This is a genomic window from Natrinema soli (genome assembly GCF_028618695.1).
Genome location: NZ_JAQIVI010000454.1, coordinates 1 through 17,996 on the forward strand (window position 1 = coordinate 1; position 17,996 = coordinate 17,996).

Consider the following 17,996-nt stretch of genomic DNA (forward strand, 5'->3'; position numbering starts at 1 on the left):
TCGTACCCTTCGCGGCGCACGCCGGTCGGCCAGTCCTCGTCGAGCCCGAAGTACGTCGCCGATTCCCGGTCGGGATCGACCGAGCGGGCGGCGGCGTCGACGAGGCTGCCGTCCTCGATCGGGACGTAGCCGACGAGATCACCCACTTCGTCGTCGGCGACGCCACCGTCGACTGGTGACGGCTGGAGAACCGGTTCACCGAAATCGGCCGCGTTCGAGCGGGCGTAGACGTGATTGTTCGACAGCCGAACGAGATCACCGGCCTCGACGGCGTCGTCCCAGGTCGCGGCTCCGGCGGACGCTTCCTCGACGCGAGCCGGATACGGGCCGCCGGTGCCGGCCGTCGAGTTCGCGTTGATCTCACTGACGCCGGCGGGAACGGGCCGGTGGCGGCCCTGTCGGTCCTCGGCGGCCTCGGGCATCGGCTCGAGGGTCGACAGCGCGTCGAATCCCTCCCGTTTCTCGTCGTATCCCGAATCGACGACGCTGACGTCGACGTCATCGCCGGCCTCGGCCACGCGCGTTTCGACGTCGTCCTCGTCACTGAGACAGTCCCGCGGTCGCTTCTGCGAGACGAACACCGTAACCCGATCTTCGTCTTCGTCGTAGTCAACGCCGATCACGTTCTCGCACTCGAGCAGGTACTCGTACGCTTGTGTGGAGGTCATATCCGGTCAGTACGTTGGACGTTCGCACAGATATTATTATCCACTATTCGTTACGGTTCCCAGCTGCTCTATCAGCGCCCGTTTCAGCCAACTTAAGGGGGCCGCGCTCGAGACACCGGGTAGGTGGCCATCAGATGTCCGACCTACCGGACGATTTCGACTGTACGATAACCAACTGGGAGTATATTTACGGCCTGTGCCGGGACTTCGCCGACGACGTGCGCGACGACGCGTTCGAGCCGGACGGCGTCGTCGCGCTGGCCCGGGGCGGCTGGTTCGCGGGGCGGTGTCTCTGTGACTTCCTCGGGCTGGACGACCTGACGAGCCTGAAGATGGAACACTACGTCGGCACTGCCGAAAAGTCCGGCGAGCCGACGGTCCGCTATCCGATGCCAGAGGGGAGCGTCGAGGGCAAGGACGTCCTCATCATCGACGACATCGCCGACACCGGCGGCTCGATCCAGCGGGCGTACGAGTACGTCGACGACCGCGACGCCGGCGAGGTCCACACCGCGACCCTCCAACTGCTCGGCACCAGCGAGTTCCAGCCCGACTACGTCGGCGAACGGCTCGAGGAGTGGACCTGGGTCGTCTACCCGTGGAACTTCATCGAGGACATGGTGGACCTGATCTCCAGTGCGATGGAAAAGGCCGACCAGGAGAGCTTCACGAACGAGGAGATCCGTCACTTCCTTACCGAACACCACGGCATCGAGCGCATCGAGATGGAGATCGCCCAGCCTGACCGGCTGTCGGAAGTCCTGAGCGAGATGGAACGCCGCGAGCTGCTCGAGTCGATCGAGACGGGCGAGTGGACGCTCGTCGAGAACTGACTGTTCGACCCGTTCTCCGCTCGACGTAGCTTCCCGTCCACCCGTCCGCTTGTCACTCCGACGCGGACTCGGTATCCGCCGTTTTCGTCGTCCCCTCAGTCGGACCCTCGATTTCTCCGTCTCGGTCAACCAGCGCCCCCTTCCACCTGCCGCGGCTGAACCACGCGACTGCGGCGATCGCACCGACGATATCGCCGATCACGACGCCCGTCCAGATGCCCGTCGTCCCCCAGTCGGCGACGAAGACCAGAGAGGCGGTGACGGGGACGCGCACGATCCACAGCCCGAGCACGGCGAACGCGAGCGCCGTCTTCGTGTTGCCGGCCCCGCGGAACGCGCCTTGAATGACCTGCAAGACGCCCATGAAGGCGAAGCCGACCGCGGCGAAGCGGAGGTAGGTCACGCCGTAGTCGATCGTCGCCGCTTTCCCCGCCGCGTCGGCCGTGACGAACACCGAGACGAACGGCTCCGGAAAGAGGAATGCAAGTACACCGGCCGCGAACATGACCGCGCCGATCACGCTCGCGGCGAGCCGGACCGCTCTCGCCGCCCGGTCGGGTTTCCCCGCGCCCAGGTTCTGGCCGACGATCGAGTCCGTCGCCTGCCCCAATCCCATCGCCGGCAGGAAGGCCAGCGAGATCAGCCGATTGCCCAGCCCGTAGGCCGCGACGACCGCCGGCGGGAAGGTGACGACGATGGCCGTCATCGCGACGAGGGCGAGGGCGGTCATTGACTGCTCGAGCGCCGTCGGGACCCCCAACCGGGTGATCTTCGCGACGTACTCCCAGCGCGGTCGGAGGTGGCTGGGCTGGATATCCGGACCCACGTCGGTGTAGTACAGCAGGTAAAAGCCGATCGCCGTCGCGAGCCCCCGCGAGATGAGGGTCGCGACGGCGGCCCCTTCGACCTCGAGGCGGGGGAACGGACCGACGCCGAAGATGAACAGCGGATCGAGCGCGAGATTGCAGACGACGCTGACGAGCATCACGCGCATCGGCGCGCGCGTGCTGCCGTAGCCCCGCATGAGCGCGACGAAGACGAAAAAGCCGAAGAGAAAGGGGAGCCCGAGGAAGAAGATCCGGAGATAGCCGGCCGCGAGCGGGATGATCTCGGCCTGCGTCGCGGCGTCGGCGGGCAGGGCGGCGAGGAGCGGCCCGGTGGCGAAAAAGCCCAGGGCGCTCAACCCGACGGCGACCAGCGAGACGAACGATAACGTCTGGCCGGCGATCAGCCCCGCATCGCCGCTCTTCGCGCCGGTGTGCTGGGCGATCAGGATCGCGCCGGCCGTGGTGAAGCCGCCGCCGATCGCGATCAGTAAGAAGAGGATCGGAAACGCGAGGCTCACGGCCCCCACCGCGTCGGGCGAGAGCGCCCCCAGCCAGAAGGTGTCGCCCACGTTGTAGGCGACCTGTAGCAGCTGAATGACCACGAGCGGCCACGCGAGCCGGATCATCGGTCGAACGAGCGGGCCGTCCGTGAGCGTTCCATCGTCCGATTCCGCAACCATATCCGAAGCATGACGCGGCGGTATTTGGGTTCTCGTGAGTCGTGGTAGCGACGGCCATCGGTTTCGATTGCCGGCGCGGATCACCGCTTCCCGACGAGCCCGGGACGGGAACCAGTCCGTTTACGGTCCCGCTCGGCCCATCTCTCGCCATGACGATCGGCGTAATCGGCGGCAGCGGTATCTACGACGCACTGCCACTCGAGAACACCCGCAAAGCGGAGATTTCGACACCGTACGGCGAGCCCAGCGAGGCGGTGACGATCGGCGAACTCGCCGGTCGCGAGGTCGCCTTCCTCCCGCGCCACGGCGAGGATCACCAGCACCCGCCGACCGACGCGGCGTACCGGGCGAACATCTACGCGCTGAAGTCGGTCGGCGTCGACCGGGTTATCGCCACGAACGCGGTCGGGAGCCTGCGCGAGGACCTGCCGCCGCGGACGCTGGTCGTCCCCGACCAGATCTTCGACCGAACCAAGCACCGCTCGCCGACCTTCTTCGGCGACGGCATGGTCGTCCACATGGGCTTTGCCGATCCCTACTGTCCGGAGATGGTTTCCCACCTCGCAGCATCGGCACGGGAAGCGACCGAGGACGGAACGAAAACCCAGGAAGACGGCACGTACGTCTGCATCGAAGGCCCGCAGTATTCCACCCGGGCCGAGAGCGAGTTCTACCGCGATCAGGGCTGGGACATCGTCGGCATGACCGCAATCCCGGAGGCGAAACTCGCCCGCGAGGCCGAGCTGAGCTACGCCACCGTCGCCGGCGTCACCGATTACGACGTCTGGAAGCAAGACAGCGAGGTCACGCTCGAGGAGGTCCTCGAGAACGCCGCGGCAAACCGGGACGCGATCAACGCGGTCGTCGAGCGCGCGATCCGAACGATGCCCGAGGACTTCGAGAGCGAAGCCTGGAGCGCGCTCGAAGGGACGATCAACACGCCACAGGAGGCGATCCCCGAGGAGACGCTCGAGCGCGTCGACCTGCTGGCCGGCGACTACCTCGAGTGAGTCTACTCGAACGCGCGCCTGAGCTCCAGCGCGGTCGTCTCGTCGTTTCGGTCGATGCGCCGGGCCCGCTCGAGGCGCGGCGGTTCGCCGTCCGACCGCATCCCGTCGCCTGACGGCGATTCCGTTTCCCGTTCCTGTTTCACATCTCGTCTCCGGTCCGGTTCCCGCGCCGTCGATCGGGTCGGCGTCGGATCCGTCCCCGCGGCTCGCTCGCCCTCGGGGCGCGAATCGATAGCGTCCCCGAGCGCGACGCAGTCGCCACAGAAGTCGTTGCTCCCCCACTCGAGGGTGTGAAGTGGCACGCCGAGGGCGACGATCTGTCGGGCGTAGCGGCGGTGCGTGCCGGATTCGGCCAGCACGCCACAGCGGACGCACTGTCGCCGACCGGTTTCGAACGGCTCCTCCTCGAACCGGTACTCGATCCCGAACGTGTGGGCCGGATACAGCGGGAGGCGGCTCACGAGGAGAGTTCCGACGAGGACCACTAGGAAACACACGGCCGAGACCCACATCGCGACCGTCGGCTCGAACCGGAACAGCGGCCCGACCATGGCCCCTGCGAGGAGGGCGATCGGCAGCAGCTTCCGAACCAGCGCGAACGTCTCGACGCGACTGCGAAAGAGGACATCGTCCGGCCTCGTCATCGACTCGAGGTTTCGCCGGTGCGGGCTAAACGCTTGTGGGCGCTCGAGGAGATCGAATCGGGAGCCAGCACGACTGCCGGTCGATAGCCGAGCGCGGTACCGAATATCCGGCGTTCAATAGGGTGCGAACCGACGAAGTCACGAACTGAACTCATTCACTCACTCGACCCAGAACGCTCGTTGCCGATCTTCGATTTCCGCAAGTACCATCGAGAGGATATCACGCCAATCCGGCGGGAGTGACGAGTCAATCCCCGGTGTCGGAGCGTCGGGACCGGGATGCACGTGATCGCGCTCGTTGTGATCGGACGGATGTCGATCCCATCGATGATCGAACGTCCCCTCGTCATGCGTTTCGTGATAATGAAGCGAGCAGTCGCCGTTCTCGAACCAAACGAGCTCCAGACGGGCCGTGCGAACGCTGCGCGGATAGAAGCTGGAATCGAATACGCACACCACTCGATCCGGTGCGAACGACGGCTGTTCGTCGATCTGATCGAACCGGTCGTCGGTAGTCAGTCGTTCCGCGATGACCTCGAGCCGGTCGAAATCGACCGGTGCTCCGCTGATGTCTTCAGGTGTTCCTGTCCCGTCGTCTTGGTCGGTCATACAGCCGTTCGCTGCGCTGTCGAATCGCCCGAATCAGTCCGCAACGCCCGTTCGAGAAGGCTGATCCGACGACGAGTCGTCTTCCACGCGGAAACGTCTTCCCAGACTTCCTCGACTGAGCGATCGCTATCCGAGGCGCGAGCAGCGACCGAAACGTCGTTCGGGGAGTCGGCCTCGAATACCTCACTGTATTCCTCGTCGCGCTCCGTCTCCGCGGTCAGGTAGTCGAGGAGTTCATCGGTCGTGTGTCGATCCCGGAGTCGCTGGACGCGACGCCAGTTCAGGTACTCCTGATTCCGCTCGTACGTCGCTGGCGATTCGGTGACCTGTGTGACGATCCCCATTCGGTTGAACCACTTCAAGTACTCCCGTGCCGCATCTACGCCGTGACCGGCGTGCTCGGCGACATCACCGACCGTCGCTGGACTATCTAGTCCGAGAACCGCATCCAAGAAGTCGTCGCGCGTGCGATCGCCGTGAACGACTTCCGCGGGAGGAGTCAGCGAACCGAATTCCGGCGATTCTGCGCGTTCGTCGGCATCCGCTTTCAGTTCTGCGGTCGGTTCATCCATGTCTGAAGCGTCGAGCCGAAACGGAATAAATCTTGTTTCAACGGAATACTCAGCGACTATCTGTAGTCGATGAACGAATACGTGGTAGTATCACACCCAAAACAACCGCTCGCCCCCGTCGGTCGCTCACAGGAATACACTCGTGACTGAGTCAGATCATTCCCGCCTATATAGAATGCAGCCTGCAGACACGACCAGCATCTCGGAAGAAAACACTCAGTCAGCGATCGCTTCGGTCGCCTCGGCCTCTACTGCCGCCTCTTTGACCCAGAGGTCGCCGAATAGTTCGTCCTGCTCGAGCGTGATCCGACCCCGATGGGCCAGAAAGAGCAACGCGAGGTAGGTCATCACGCGCGTGCCGCCGACCCCGTCTATTTCGGCGTACAACACCTCGTCGCGGCCTCGCTCGTAGTGGTCCTCGAGTTCCGTCTCGACGTCGTCGATGACCGCTTCGATGTCCTCCTCGTGGGTCGTGTGGGTCACGTCGTCGCTGGTCGGCTCGTCGTCGACCCGGAAGTCGTCGCCCGAGTGGTAGTTCAGCTCCTGCACGCCGCGGTCGTACCCCTTCGGCGAATCGCTCGTGTCGTAACTTCGCGATTCCTTCCACCAGGTGTCGCGCTCGGCGGTCCGAAGCTCGCGGACCAGTTCGTCCAGCGTTTCCGGCTTTCCGCGGGCGTGCTTGCGCTCGAGGCGGCGCTCCATCTCCTCCTCGAGGTTCTCGACGGGATCGAACCCCGGCGGATACTCCCGACCGTCGTCGTCCTCCGGGTCCATCGCCCCCTCGTCGGCGAAGGGGGCTTCCCACGGCGGGAGCTCCTCCTCGTCGGGCTCGTCGGTGGCGAACAGTTCGTCGCTTTTCATCCGCAGGAGGACGCTCGCGTAGAACAGCGCCCGCCCGGAGGTTCGCAGGTCGACCTCGTCGATTGCCTCGAGGAACTTGTCGGTGACCGCGACGATGTCGATATCCCACGGATCGATGTCGCCGTCCTTCGCGAGCTGGACGAGCAGTTCGACGGGCTCGACCGTCTCCTCGTCTTCGTCGTCTTCGGACGTCTCCGTGGCCGTTTCGATGTCCGCGAACTCGAGGACCGATTCGGTGGATCCGTCCTCGAGGCCGCGGTCCTCGTCGTCCTCGGAATCCGTATCGGTCCTCGAGGCTGACTCACCCGGCGGTTCGCGGTCTTCGTGACCGGTGATATCGAGCGGAATGTCGTCGCCGCCGTCGGTTCGCAGTTCGCTCGCCTGTTCGGAATCGCCGCTCGCATCGTTCGGGGCTTCTTGCGTCGTCTTCGACTCCTCGGGCACCTCGCTGTCTCGCGGGTCGCTTCGCTCACGGGTCACTTCGTTCCCCGTTCGCTTCTCCGAGGTCGTCACTTCGTTCCGGCCTCGCTCTTGCTCCCCGCTCGACGTTCCGGAGCCGCTGTGTGGCTCCCTAGTCATCAGCGGGAACCTCCCCACTACTCAGATCGATTCCAGTAACAGCGCTCACGTTATCCTGTTGCATCGTCACGCCGATCGCCCGCTCGGAGCGATCGAGCATCGCCGACCGGTGGGAGACGACGACGAACTGGGCCTTGTCGGAGAGTTCGTCGACCATCTCGCCGATCCGATCGGCGTTGACGGCGTCGAGGAAGGCGTCGACCTCGTCGAGCGCGTAGAACGGGGCCGGGTTGTGCCGCTGGATCGCGAAGATAAAGGCGAGCGCGGTCAGCGACTTCTCGCCGCCGGACATCGCGTCAAGCCGCTGGATCGGCTTGTCGCCCGGCTGTGCCTTCATCGTCAGCCCGCCGTCGAACGGATCGTCCTCGTTCTCGAGGTGCAGCGTCCCCGTCCCCTCCGAAAGCTTCTCGAATATTTCGGTGAAATGAGCGGCGATCGCATCGTAGGCGTCCATGAACGTCTGTTTCTTCTGGGTCTCGTACTGCTCGATCCGCTCGCGGATGCCGTCGGCCTCTTCGACCAGCGTTTCCCTGCCCTCCTCGAGCGTCTCGAGATCGCTCCGGACCTCGTCGTACTCGTCGATCGCGAGCATGTTCACCGGCTCCATCGCTTCCATATCCGCCTGCAGGAGGTCGATCATCTCGAGGACGGTGTCGTGATCCGGCACGTCCTCGGGGTCGTAGTCGCCGACCTCCGATTCGAGGGACTCGATCTCCCACTCGAGGCTGCTCGCGCGCTCGCCGGCGTCCTCGAGTTTGCTTTCGACGGCGTTGACCCGATCCTGCTGTTTGTCGCGGTCCGTCCGAGCCTCGGAGAGCTCCTCCTTGAGGTCGCTCCGCTCGGCTTTCAGTTCCGTGAGCTCTTCTTCGAGTTCCGCGACGGCTTCGTGTTTCGCCTCGAGCGTCTCGCGTTTCGCGTCGATCTCCTCCTCGTACCCGTCGATCCGGTCTTCGTGCTCGGCCGTGCGGTTCTGGGCCGCCTCGATGTCGTCGTGGAGGTCCTCGATGGCATCCTCTGCGTACTCCTTCTCGAGGCTCAGCTCGTTGAGTTCGTTGTCGAGTTCCTGAATTCGATCCTCGCGCTCGTCGATTTCGGCCTCGAGCCCCTCGATCTGGTCGGTCAACTCGGGGATCTTCGAATCCGCGAGTTCGCGCTCGAGATCGGAAATATCCGCCTCGAGTTCCTCGACCGTCGCCGTCTTCGCGTCGATCTCGTCGGAGATCTCGTTCATCCGCTCGTCGACCGACTCGCGCTCCTCGCGGAGCTCCTCGAGGTCCGCCTCGAGGGATTCGATCTCGGCCTCGATCTCCTCGCGTTTCTCGTCGAGGCCCTCGAGTTCGGACTCGATCGACCGAACTTCGTCGGCCGCGTCGCTCTTGCGGTCGCGGGCGTCGTCGAGTCGCTCCTCGACGCCGCGGGAGTCCTCGCGGAGGGACTTCCGTTCCTCCTGCAGTTCCGTGATCTGTTTCGCGACGCGCTCGAGTTGGCCCTCGCCGCCGCCGGTAAAGGAGTAGCGCGAGCCGCCGCCGGAGCCGCCGGTCATCGCCCCGCTCTTCTCGACGAGGTCGCCGTCGAGCGTGACCATCCGATAGTCCCCCATGTACGAGCGGGCGGTCTCGATGTTCTCGACGACCAGCGTGTCACCGAGAACGTAGGAGAAGACCCCGGCGTATTCGCTATCGAAGTCGACGAGGTTGTACGCGAAGTCGACGATCCCCGGATCGCTCGGCGCGTTGGGGAGCCGACGCTGGCTCATGTCCGTCAGCGGCAGGAAGGTCGCTCTTCCCGCGTTTCGGGACTTGAGATGCTCGATACACTGCTGGCCGATGACGTCGTCGTCGACGATCACGTTCGCCAGCCGACCGCCGGCGGCGGTCTCGCAGGCGACCGCGTACTCGCCGGGAACGGTCCCCAGCTGGGCGACCGCGCCGTGAACGCCGTCGATCCCCGAGTTGAGGATCGTCGTCACCGCGCGACCGAACGAGGAATCGCCGCTCTCGCCCGCGTTGGCCTCGAGCTCGGCGTACTCCTGTTGTTTCGCCTGGATCTCGTCGTCGAGGTCGTCGATATCGGACTGCAGCCGTCGCTTCTCGCTCTTGAGGTCGTCGACAACCTCCGCGATGTTCGCGCGGTTCCGCTCGGCCTTCTCGAGTTCCCGCTCGAGGTCGCCGCGCCGGCTTTCGAGTTCGGGGAGCTCCTCGCGTCTCTCCTCGATCGTCGCTTCCTTCTCGCTGATCGCGTTCGAGCGGCGGCGGGCCTCGTCGAGCAGGCGATCCTGTTCGCGCTGGAGGTCGTTTCGCTCGGTCTTCGCGTCCTCCAGTTCCTCCTTGCGCTCGGCCAGATCGGTCTTGAGCTCGTCGAACTCGGTGTCGACGGCCTCGATTTCGGCCTTGAGTTCGTCGCGCTCGTCCTCGCGTTCCTGAATCTCGGATTTGATCGAGGCCTTCTCGAGTTTGTGCTCGCGCATCTCGTCCGTGAGGTCGTCGATCGTCTCCTGCTTGCGATCGATCTGGACGAACGCCTCGCGGCGCTTGGATTCGGCCTCCTCGATCGCCTCCTCGCTGGCCTCGATCTTGTCCTCGAGCCGCGAGATGTCGCCTTTGATCTCCTCGATCTCGCTCTTGATCCGGAGCTGTTCGTCCTCGCCCTTGCGCTCGATTTCCGCGTTCAGGTCCTCGAGGTCTTCCTGGAGGCGGACGACCGTCCCCTCGCGCTCGTCGAGTTCGCGCTGGAGCTCTCGGAGTTCGTCCTCGAGGTCGTCGACCTCGCTCTCGACCGACGCGAGTTCGGCGCGTTTCTCCTCGAGTTCGCTGGCCTTCTTGTAGCCCTCGTACTCCTCCTGTTCGCGGCGGAGCCGGCGGTAGCGCATGGCCTCACGGCGCTCGTCCGCGAGCTGGTCGAGGCGGTCGCGTTTCTCCTCGATGCGGAGTTCGGCCTCGTCGATCCGTTCCTGGACCGTCTCGAGTTCGCCGAAGGCGTCTTCCTTCTTGGCGTCGAACTCCGCGACGCCCGCGATCTCGTCGATGATCTCCCGGCGGGCGTGGGGCGTCATGTTGATGATCTCGGTGACGTCGCCCTGCATGACGACGTTGTACCCCTCCGGCGTGATCCCAGCCTGTGCGAGCAGGTCCTGAATGTCCGAGAGGTTGACCGAGCGATCGTTGAGGTAGTAGTAGGAGTAGTAGTTGTCCTCGGTCTCTTTCACTCGCCGGCGGATGCGAATCTCGTCGACGTCGCCGACGTCGTCGCTACCCGCGGCGTTGACGACCTGCGATCGATCGAGGGTGCCCTCGGAGTTGTCGAGGATGACCTCGACGGTGGCTTCGCGGGGGCCGCTCGCGGTCTCCTCGCCTTCGTGACCGGGGTTGTAGATGAGGTCCGTCAGCTTCTCGGCGCGAATCCCGCGGGTACGGGCCAGTCCGAGCGCGAAGAGGACGGCGTCGATGATGTTCGACTTCCCGGAGCCGTTCGGGCCCGTAACGACAGTGAAATCCTCGTAGAACGGGATCTTCGTCTTTCTACCGAAACTCTTGAAATCGTCGAGGACGATCGCTTTGATATACATTCTCTTTACGCGACCTCCATACCGTCAGTAGCTGCCGAAACGAAGGAAATCAATCCCTCCGCGGCATCCCCTTCCGTTGCGTCAGCCGCAGTTATGCAACGATAATGTCGTCGCTACCTGAGTCTTCCGCTTCGTCACCGGTCGCTTCTTCCTCGACCGACCCCTCGGCGTCCGCCGCCGCCTCGGCGACCTCGTCGGGTTCGGCTTCGGGCGTTTCGTCTTCCGCCGCTTCAGTCTCCTCGCTGCGGCGTTCGGGGACGCGCGTCGGCGTGTCGGCGTCCAGTTCGGCCTCGAGGACGCGGATCCGCTCTTTCGCCTCGATGAGTTCGTCCGTCAGCCCCTCTACCGTCGACTCGAGTTCCGCAACCGTCGATTCGAGTGTCTCGACGCGGTTGTTCGACATATCAACTAGGGGTCCGTCCGGCCACATAAACGTACGTCAGACGTGTATAAGTTATTTTATAGCTCTCGGCCGTGCCGCGGTTGCACTGGCTGCAGATTCGGTACCGCCGCCCGCTGAACGGGGTGACTGACTGAGGTGACTGTGACAGTTTGTGTGTGAGGCGTGTGGAGACTGTGACGGCAGCGATGATGTGGCGGCGGGAAGGGACGTGACGAATCGCGAGTGGAAACGAGACGAGCGGTGGGCTTACCGCGCGAAATCCTCCACCGCGGGAAGCGTGAAGGAGAACGTCGCGCCCTCGCCCGGTTCGGAGTCGACCCAGATCTCGCCGCCGTGACGTTCGATGATCCGCTGACAGAGCGCGAGGCCGATCCCCGTCCCGGAATACTCCTCGCGGCTGTGGAGGCGCTGGAAGACCTCGAACACGCGCTCTTGATCCTCGGGATCGATCCCGATTCCCTCGTCGTGCACCGAGATTACCCACTCTCGTCCCCGACGTTCGGCGTCGACGAAAACTCGCGGCGGCTCGTCGCCACTGTACTCGAGCGCGTTACTCAGGAGGTTCTGGAACACCTGCCGCAACTGGCTGGCGTCCCCCTCGACGCGGGGGAGCGTGTCGGTCGTGATTTCGGCGTCCGTCTCCTCGATCTGGAACTGTAGATCCGCGAGCACGCTCTCGAGGACCGAATCGAGGCCGACGGGTTCGAGCGGGTCCCCTTGCGTCTCGATTCGAGAGTACGCCAGCAGTCCATCGATCATGTTGCGCATTCGGTCGGCACCGTCGACCGCGAACGCGAGGAACTCCTCGCCGTCCTCGTCGAGTTCGTCGGCGTAGCGGCTCTCGATGAGCTGGAGGTAACTCGAGACCATCCGCAGGGGCTCTTGCAGGTCGTGGGAGGCCGCGTAGGCGAACTGTTCCAATCGACGGTTGGACTCCTCGAGTCGGTCGATCGTCTCCTCGAGCCTGCGCTGGTACTCCTTGCGTTCGGTGATGTCGTGGGCCATCGACACGCCGGCGAAGACGTCGCCACGGCTGTCGGTGATCGGGACCGTATAGAGCACCCACTCCCGGCCGGCGTACTCGAGTTCGATCGTTCGCTCCTCGCCCTCGAGTGCGGCCCGAAGCGCGGGCTCGAGCGTGTCGCTCGTCTCTTCGGGCCAGACGTCGCCGAACCGTTTCCCCTCGGCTTCCGACGGGTCCACCGGTATCTTGCCGAAGCCCTGCCCGGCTGCGAGCGTGTACGTGAGATCGTGGTCGAACAGGGTGACGACGCCGTTCGGGAAGTGCTCTGCGAGGGTGCGGTAGCGCTGCTCGGACTCCTCGAGTTCGCGTTCGCGCTTCTTTCGCGCCGTGATGTCCCGGCCCGAGACGAAGATCGACACGACGTCTCCCTCGTCGTTCGTGACCGGCCTGAAGACGCCGTTGAGCGTGTACCACTCGCCGTCCGGTCGCGTGAGATCGGGCTCGAAGTTGACGTACTCGCCGGCCGCCGCACGCTCGGTCCACTTCCTGACCGAAGACCGAACGTCCTCGCCCTCGCCCCACCACGGCGTCTCCCAGAACGGCTCGCCGGTCACGTCCGCGAGGTCGGCGTCGATGTAGTCCATCGCCGTCCCGTTGATATCCAGTACCGTCCCGTCGGGCTCGAGCAGGCCCACGAGGATGTTCGGATCCTCGAAGATCGCCTCGAAGCGTCGCTCCGTCTGCTCGAGCTCTCGCTCGCGCTCCCGGCGCTCGGTCACGTCGCGGAAGTACACCGAGATGCCAGTCTCGGAGGGATAGAGGTTGGCCTCGACCCGGAAGTCGAGTGTATCGTAATAGAGTTCGTAGCTGGTCGACTCCTGCGTCGCCAGCGCCGTGTGGAAGGCGTCCCAGACCACGTCGAGGTCGCGGAGATCGGGGAACACGTCCCAGAGCCGCTCGCCGAGTAGCTCCTCCTCGGAGTGCTGGAGGAGTTCGGCGGCGCGCTCGTTGACGTGCGTGAATCGGAACTCGTCGTCGACCGCGTAGAAGGCGTCCGAAATCCGCCCGAGAATGCGCTGGAGCTCACTCTCGAGTTCCTGCTTGCGCTCCCACCGGTCCGTCATATCTCGAGTCACCTTCAGATAGCCCTGATGCGTGCCGTCGTCGTCTCGAACCGACGTGATCGTCACGTTGGCCCAGAACCGCCCGCCGTCCTTGCGAACGCGCCACCCTTCGTCCTCGGCGGAGCCGGTCTCGAGCGCTCGCTCGAGGTTCCGTTCGGGAACGTTCGCCGCTCGATCCGCATCGGTGTAAAACGTCGAGAAGTGCTCGCCGATGATCTCCTCGCGCTCGTAACCCTTGAGGTTCCGCGCACCTCTGTTCCAGGTGAGGACGTGACCGTCCGCGTCCAGCCGGAAAATCGCGTACTCCTCGACGGCGTCGACCAACGATTGAAACGCTTCCCTGTTCTCTTCCAGGTCCTCTTCGGACCGCTTCTGGTCGGTAATATCGTAGTAAAACTCGACCCTGCCGCCGGCGAACTCCCCCGATTCGATCGGTTTACTCTGGTATTTGAGCCATCGGTCCTCGAGATCGGTCCCGTCGCCCGTGACCCGACACTCGAGGCGGTCGACGTAGCGATCGTCGTCGTACGACGAGAGGACGGTCTCGGCGAACGAATCGGAATCGGCGAACCTGTGTTTGAGGGTCTCGTCGATGACCGTCCGGTTATTCCGCCCGATGAGACGCTCGTGATCGAGAGCGAAGTACTGTCCGATGGTCTCGTCGACCCACGTGACCTCGCAGTTCTCGTCGAGGATACAGACGCCGATATCGGCTTTGTCGATGACGCTCGTGATCGAATCGTACGACTTCACCGCCGATGCGAGCGACTCCTGTCGGCGCTGTTCCTCGGTGCGATTGCGAGCGACGCCGATGGAACCTCGAAACTCGCCGTCTTTCACCAGGAGGTTGATCCGAAGTTCGTAGGGGATCGCGTCGCCGTCGGCGGTTCGGACGACGATATCGAACGTCGCGATGTCGTCCTCGTCGGGTGCGCCGATCTGGCTCGAAATCTCGCGTTCGATGCGTTCGATATCGCCATCGGCGAGCACGAGCGAGACGTGCTCGCCGAGGAGTTCGTCGCGCGTATAGCCGGTCGCCTCGACGATAATATCGTTGACCGCGACGAAGCGTCCGTCGGTATCGAGCTGGTAGATGCCGTCGTCGATCGTGTTGACGAGGGTCCGATATCGGTGGAGCGCAACGTCGTCGTCGGCATCTCCCCAAAATGCCCCGTCGTCCGCGCCCGCTCGAGTACTCATGGGTTCTTGCTAGCCGTTGACCGGGGAAAAAACCCCCGACGCATTGCGCATTCAGCTTGGACGAGCCCGCTCGGCGAGGTTATCGGCGACGGAAGTGAACGAGCGGGACGCGTCCGGAGCGACTGTCGAACGAAGCACTCCGCTCTCGATGATCGCTCGGCCGCCGTCGTTCGAGTTGGATTCTCGACGCTTCTCGAGTACACCCTTGAGCGATCGTTACGCCGCCGATCGCCGCCGGTGGCCGGACGGGGACGGAGTCGTCTGCTGGCCACTTTTATCGTGGTTCGCGGAGACGATAGCGTACGTAACATGTTCCAGAATCAGGTCACGGCACCGACGGTCTCCCGCGAGGAAATCTACCGGTTCCCCGACGAATCATTCACGGATCGGAACGTCTGCCTCGTGACGGGTGCGGCCTCGGGCATCGGCCGGGCGACCGCGCTGGCAGCCGCCGGGAACGGGCTCACCGTCGCGGCCACGGACATCGACGAGGGCGGCCTCGCGGGAACGATCGACCGCGGCGAGGAGCTCGAGGTCGAGGGATCGATCGAGTCGGTTCCCGGCGATCTCACGGACGATGCACACCTCGAGCGAATCGTCGACGAGGCCGCGCAGCTGGGCGATCTCACGTACCTCGCGAACGTCGCCGGGATGCAACACATCGACCCCATCGACGAGTTCCCGATGGAGACGTACGATACGATGCACCGGATCATGCTCCGGGCACCGCTCTATCTCTCGAAGCTGTGCATCCCTCACTTTCGGGAGTCCGAGGACGGCGCGGGCTGCGTCGGGAACATGGCGTCGGTCCACGGCCACTACGTCACGAGCGACAAGGTCGCCTACAACGTCTCGAAGTTCGGTCTGCGCGGGCTCACGCAGTCGATCGCTGCGGAGGGCGAGGGCGACATTCGCGCGTTCTCGATCAGCACCGGCTACGTGAAGACGCCGCTCGTGACGGCGCAACTCGAGGACACCGCCGAACGGCGCGGTATTTCGGTCGACGAAGTCATCGAGGACGTCATGCTCGGCCAGTCTCGGGTGAAAGAGATGATGGAACCGATCGACGTCGCCAACCTCTACCTGCTGGGCTTTTCCGACCTCGGACGACACCTCGACGGCGGCGACCTGTTGTTTGATGGTGGCATGACCCTTACCTACGAGTAGCAATGGCCGGAAACACCAGCCCGAGTCTCGAGGATATCGACGAGATCGCCCACGAACCGAGCCGGGAGTTCGTCGAATCGACCAACGTCTTCGACTTCATGCGGACGTACGGGATCGACGACTACGAGGAACTTATCGAGCGGACGACGACGGAGGTCGATGGCGAACCGGAGAGCGGCGTCGACTGGTTCTGGGACGAACTGGTCGACTATCTCGGGATCGAGTTCTACGAGGATTACGACGAGACCCGAGACGATAGCGAGGGACCCCAGTTCACCGACTGGTACCCCGGCGGGGAACTCAACGTCGCCCACAACGTCGTGGATCGCCACGCGGCCGTCGACGAGGAGCGCCGGAACAAAGTTGCCACCATCTGGGAGGGCGAACACGGCGAGGTCCGGGAGGTGACCTACCACGAACTCCACCGGCAAGCGAACCGGGTCGCGAACGCGCTCGAGGAGCGCAGTATCGGAACGGGCGACACCGTGGGTCTCTACATGCCGATGGTTCCGGAGGTCGTCTCGATCCTCTACGGCTGTTTCAAGGTCGGTGCGATCGCCGTTCCGATTTTCTCGGGCTTCGGCGTCGACGCGGCAGCCACCCGGATCGCGGACTCGGAGTGCTCCGTACTCTTTACGGGCGACGGCTTCTATCGCCGCGGCGACCCGGTGTTCCTCAAGTCCGCCGCCGACGAAGCGATCGAGAAGGCGGGCCATGTCGAGGAAACGATCGTGTTCGACCGATTGGGGTCCGGTACCACGACGAGCGAACACGAGATTCCGTGGAGCGATGACCGCGACGAGTGGTGGGCCGACGCCGTCGAAATGCAGGACGACGAGTACGAGACGAAGTCCCTCGAGTCGAGTCAGGAGTCGATGCTCCTCTATTCGTCGGGTACGACGGGCAAGCCGAAAGGGATCGTCCACACGCACGCGGGCGTGCAGGTCCAGTGCCCCAAGGAGGTCTACTTCGGGATGGATCTCAAGCCAGCCGACCGGTTCTTCTGGGTCAGCGACATCGGCTGGATGATGGGGCCGTGGAGTCTGATCGGCACCCACACCTTCGGCGGCACCGTCTTCATGTACGAGGGCGCGCCGGACTACCCAGAACCAGATCGCTTCTGGTCCATGATCGACCGCCACAAACTCACCCAGTTCGGCATCTCGCCGACCGCCATTCGGGCACTTCGCAAGCACGGCGAGCGTCAGACTACGTCTGACGAGCCATCCGGCTCCGGCGGAGCCGGAGACGACGACTGGCTCTCCGGCCACGATCTCTCTTCGCTCCGGATCCTCGGTTCGACGGGCGAGCCCTGGGACCCCGAGTCCTGGCACTGGTTCTACGAGAACGTGGGCGGCGGCGAGTCGCCGATCATCAACATCTCCGGCGGCACCGAGATCTGTGGCTGTTTCCTGATGCCGCTGCCGACCGAACCGCTGAAACCCTGCACGCTCGGTGGCCCCGGCCTCGGCATGGACATCGATATCGTCGACCGCGAGGGGAACTCCGTGCGGGAGGACAACGAGCGGGGCTATCTCGTCGCCCGCGACTCCTGTCCGTCGATGACCAAATCGCTCTGGTCGGGCGACGAGCGCTACCTCGAGGAGTACTGGTCGACGTTCCGGGATCCGCCCATGTGGGACCACGGCGACTGGGCCCAGAAGGACGAAGACGGTTTCTGGTTCCTCCACGGCCGCGCCGACGACGCCCTCAACGTGGCCGGCCGCAAGGTCGGTCCGGCGGAGGTCGAAGGCGCGCTCATCGACCACGAGGCAGTCAACCAGGCCGCCGCGATCGGCGCGGCCGACGACACCACCGGAACCGCCGTCGTCGCCTACGTCGTGCTCGAGGCGGGCGTCGAGGAGGCGGACGACCTCCGCGAGAAACTGCGCGCGCAGGTCGGCGAGGAGCTGGGTAAACCGTTCCGCCCGCGCGAGGTCCTGTTCGTCGACGAGTTCCCCAAAACGCAGTCGGGCAAGATCATCCGCCGGGCCATTCAGGCGACCTACACGGACGAGGATCTGGGCGACATGAGCAGCATCGAGAACCCGGGCGCGCTCGAGGAACTCGAGGACGCGCGGTAGGAAGGGATCGCGATTGACAGTCGCCGCAGACCGATCGGACGACTGTCGCGTGATCCTTCGAATCGTTCCGGACGGGAAGCCGATCGATCAAACGGTTCGGTGACCGGTCACTGACCGTCTTCGCGACCGCTCGAGCGGTCCCGCCGATCGCGCTCGAGGATGACGCCGCCGGCACCGACGGCGACGTCGACGGGGGCGGTCGCCAG

At 64.5% G+C, this 17,996-nt stretch carries 12 protein-coding genes and 1 pseudogene; 4 read left to right on the forward strand and 9 right to left on the reverse strand.

Annotation, left to right across the window (positions count from 1 at the left end; translation table 11 throughout):
- Positions 1-668, reverse strand: a pseudogene (locus tag PGX04_RS23775) (hypothetical protein); the annotation flags it as partial.
- 134 nt (positions 669-802) lie between these two features.
- Between PGX04_RS23775 and PGX04_RS23780 the strand changes: the two are divergent.
- A complete protein-coding gene (locus PGX04_RS23780) occupies positions 803-1,501 on the forward strand; it encodes a phosphoribosyltransferase (RefSeq protein ID WP_273740770.1) in 699 nt (232 codons plus the stop codon).
- Between the two features lie 52 nt (positions 1,502-1,553).
- Here PGX04_RS23780 and PGX04_RS23785 read toward each other — a convergent pair whose 3' ends face one another.
- Positions 1,554-3,008: an MATE family efflux transporter gene (locus PGX04_RS23785; protein WP_273740771.1), complete on the reverse strand. Its 1,455-nt coding sequence runs from the start codon at positions 3,006-3,008 to the stop codon at positions 1,554-1,556.
- A 149-nt stretch (positions 3,009-3,157) separates the two neighbouring features.
- Between PGX04_RS23785 and mtnP the strand changes: the two genes are divergently transcribed.
- Positions 3,158-4,018: an S-methyl-5'-thioadenosine phosphorylase gene (mtnP, locus tag PGX04_RS23790; RefSeq protein WP_273740772.1), complete on the forward strand. Its 861-nt coding sequence runs from the start codon at positions 3,158-3,160 to the stop codon at positions 4,016-4,018.
- 2 nt (positions 4,019-4,020) lie between these two features.
- Here the strand turns inward: mtnP and PGX04_RS23795 are convergent, their stop codons facing one another.
- The 7 genes from PGX04_RS23795 to PGX04_RS23825 form a co-directional block, all read right to left on the reverse strand.
- Positions 4,021-4,662, reverse strand: a complete 642-nt coding sequence (locus PGX04_RS23795; protein ID WP_273740773.1) for a DUF8108 domain-containing protein — start codon at positions 4,660-4,662, stop codon at positions 4,021-4,023.
- 159 nt (positions 4,663-4,821) lie between these two features.
- Complete coding sequence (locus PGX04_RS23800; RefSeq protein ID WP_273740774.1) at positions 4,822-5,271, reverse strand: toxin-antitoxin system TumE family protein; 450 nt, start codon at positions 5,269-5,271, stop codon at positions 4,822-4,824.
- Complete coding sequence (locus PGX04_RS23805) at positions 5,268-5,843, reverse strand: DUF7342 family protein (RefSeq protein WP_273740775.1); 576 nt, start codon at positions 5,841-5,843, stop codon at positions 5,268-5,270. The genes PGX04_RS23800 and PGX04_RS23805 overlap by 4 nt, the downstream gene beginning before the upstream one ends.
- A 216-nt stretch (positions 5,844-6,059) precedes the next feature.
- Positions 6,060-7,283: a segregation and condensation protein A gene (locus PGX04_RS23810; RefSeq protein ID WP_273740776.1), complete on the reverse strand. Its 1,224-nt coding sequence runs from the start codon at positions 7,281-7,283 to the stop codon at positions 6,060-6,062.
- Complete coding sequence (smc, locus tag PGX04_RS23815; protein ID WP_273740777.1) at positions 7,276-10,848, reverse strand: chromosome segregation protein SMC; 3,573 nt, start codon at positions 10,846-10,848, stop codon at positions 7,276-7,278. The genes PGX04_RS23810 and smc overlap by 8 nt, the downstream gene beginning before the upstream one ends.
- Before the next feature lie 91 nt (positions 10,849-10,939).
- Entirely contained in the window at positions 10,940-11,251 is a 312-nt protein-coding gene (locus tag PGX04_RS23820; protein ID WP_273740778.1) for a DUF7518 family protein, read from the reverse strand.
- A gap of 246 nt (positions 11,252-11,497) precedes the next feature.
- Entirely contained in the window at positions 11,498-14,539 is a 3,042-nt protein-coding gene (locus PGX04_RS23825) for a PAS domain-containing sensor histidine kinase (protein ID WP_273740779.1), read from the reverse strand.
- A 309-nt stretch (positions 14,540-14,848) separates the two neighbouring features.
- Between PGX04_RS23825 and PGX04_RS23830 the strand changes: the two genes are divergently transcribed.
- Complete coding sequence (locus PGX04_RS23830) at positions 14,849-15,706, forward strand: SDR family oxidoreductase (protein ID WP_273740780.1); 858 nt, start codon at positions 14,849-14,851, stop codon at positions 15,704-15,706.
- A 2-nt stretch (positions 15,707-15,708) separates the two neighbouring features.
- Complete coding sequence (locus PGX04_RS23835) at positions 15,709-17,790, forward strand: AMP-binding protein (protein ID WP_273740781.1); 2,082 nt, start codon at positions 15,709-15,711, stop codon at positions 17,788-17,790.
- The last annotated feature ends 206 nt before the right edge of the window (positions 17,791-17,996 follow it).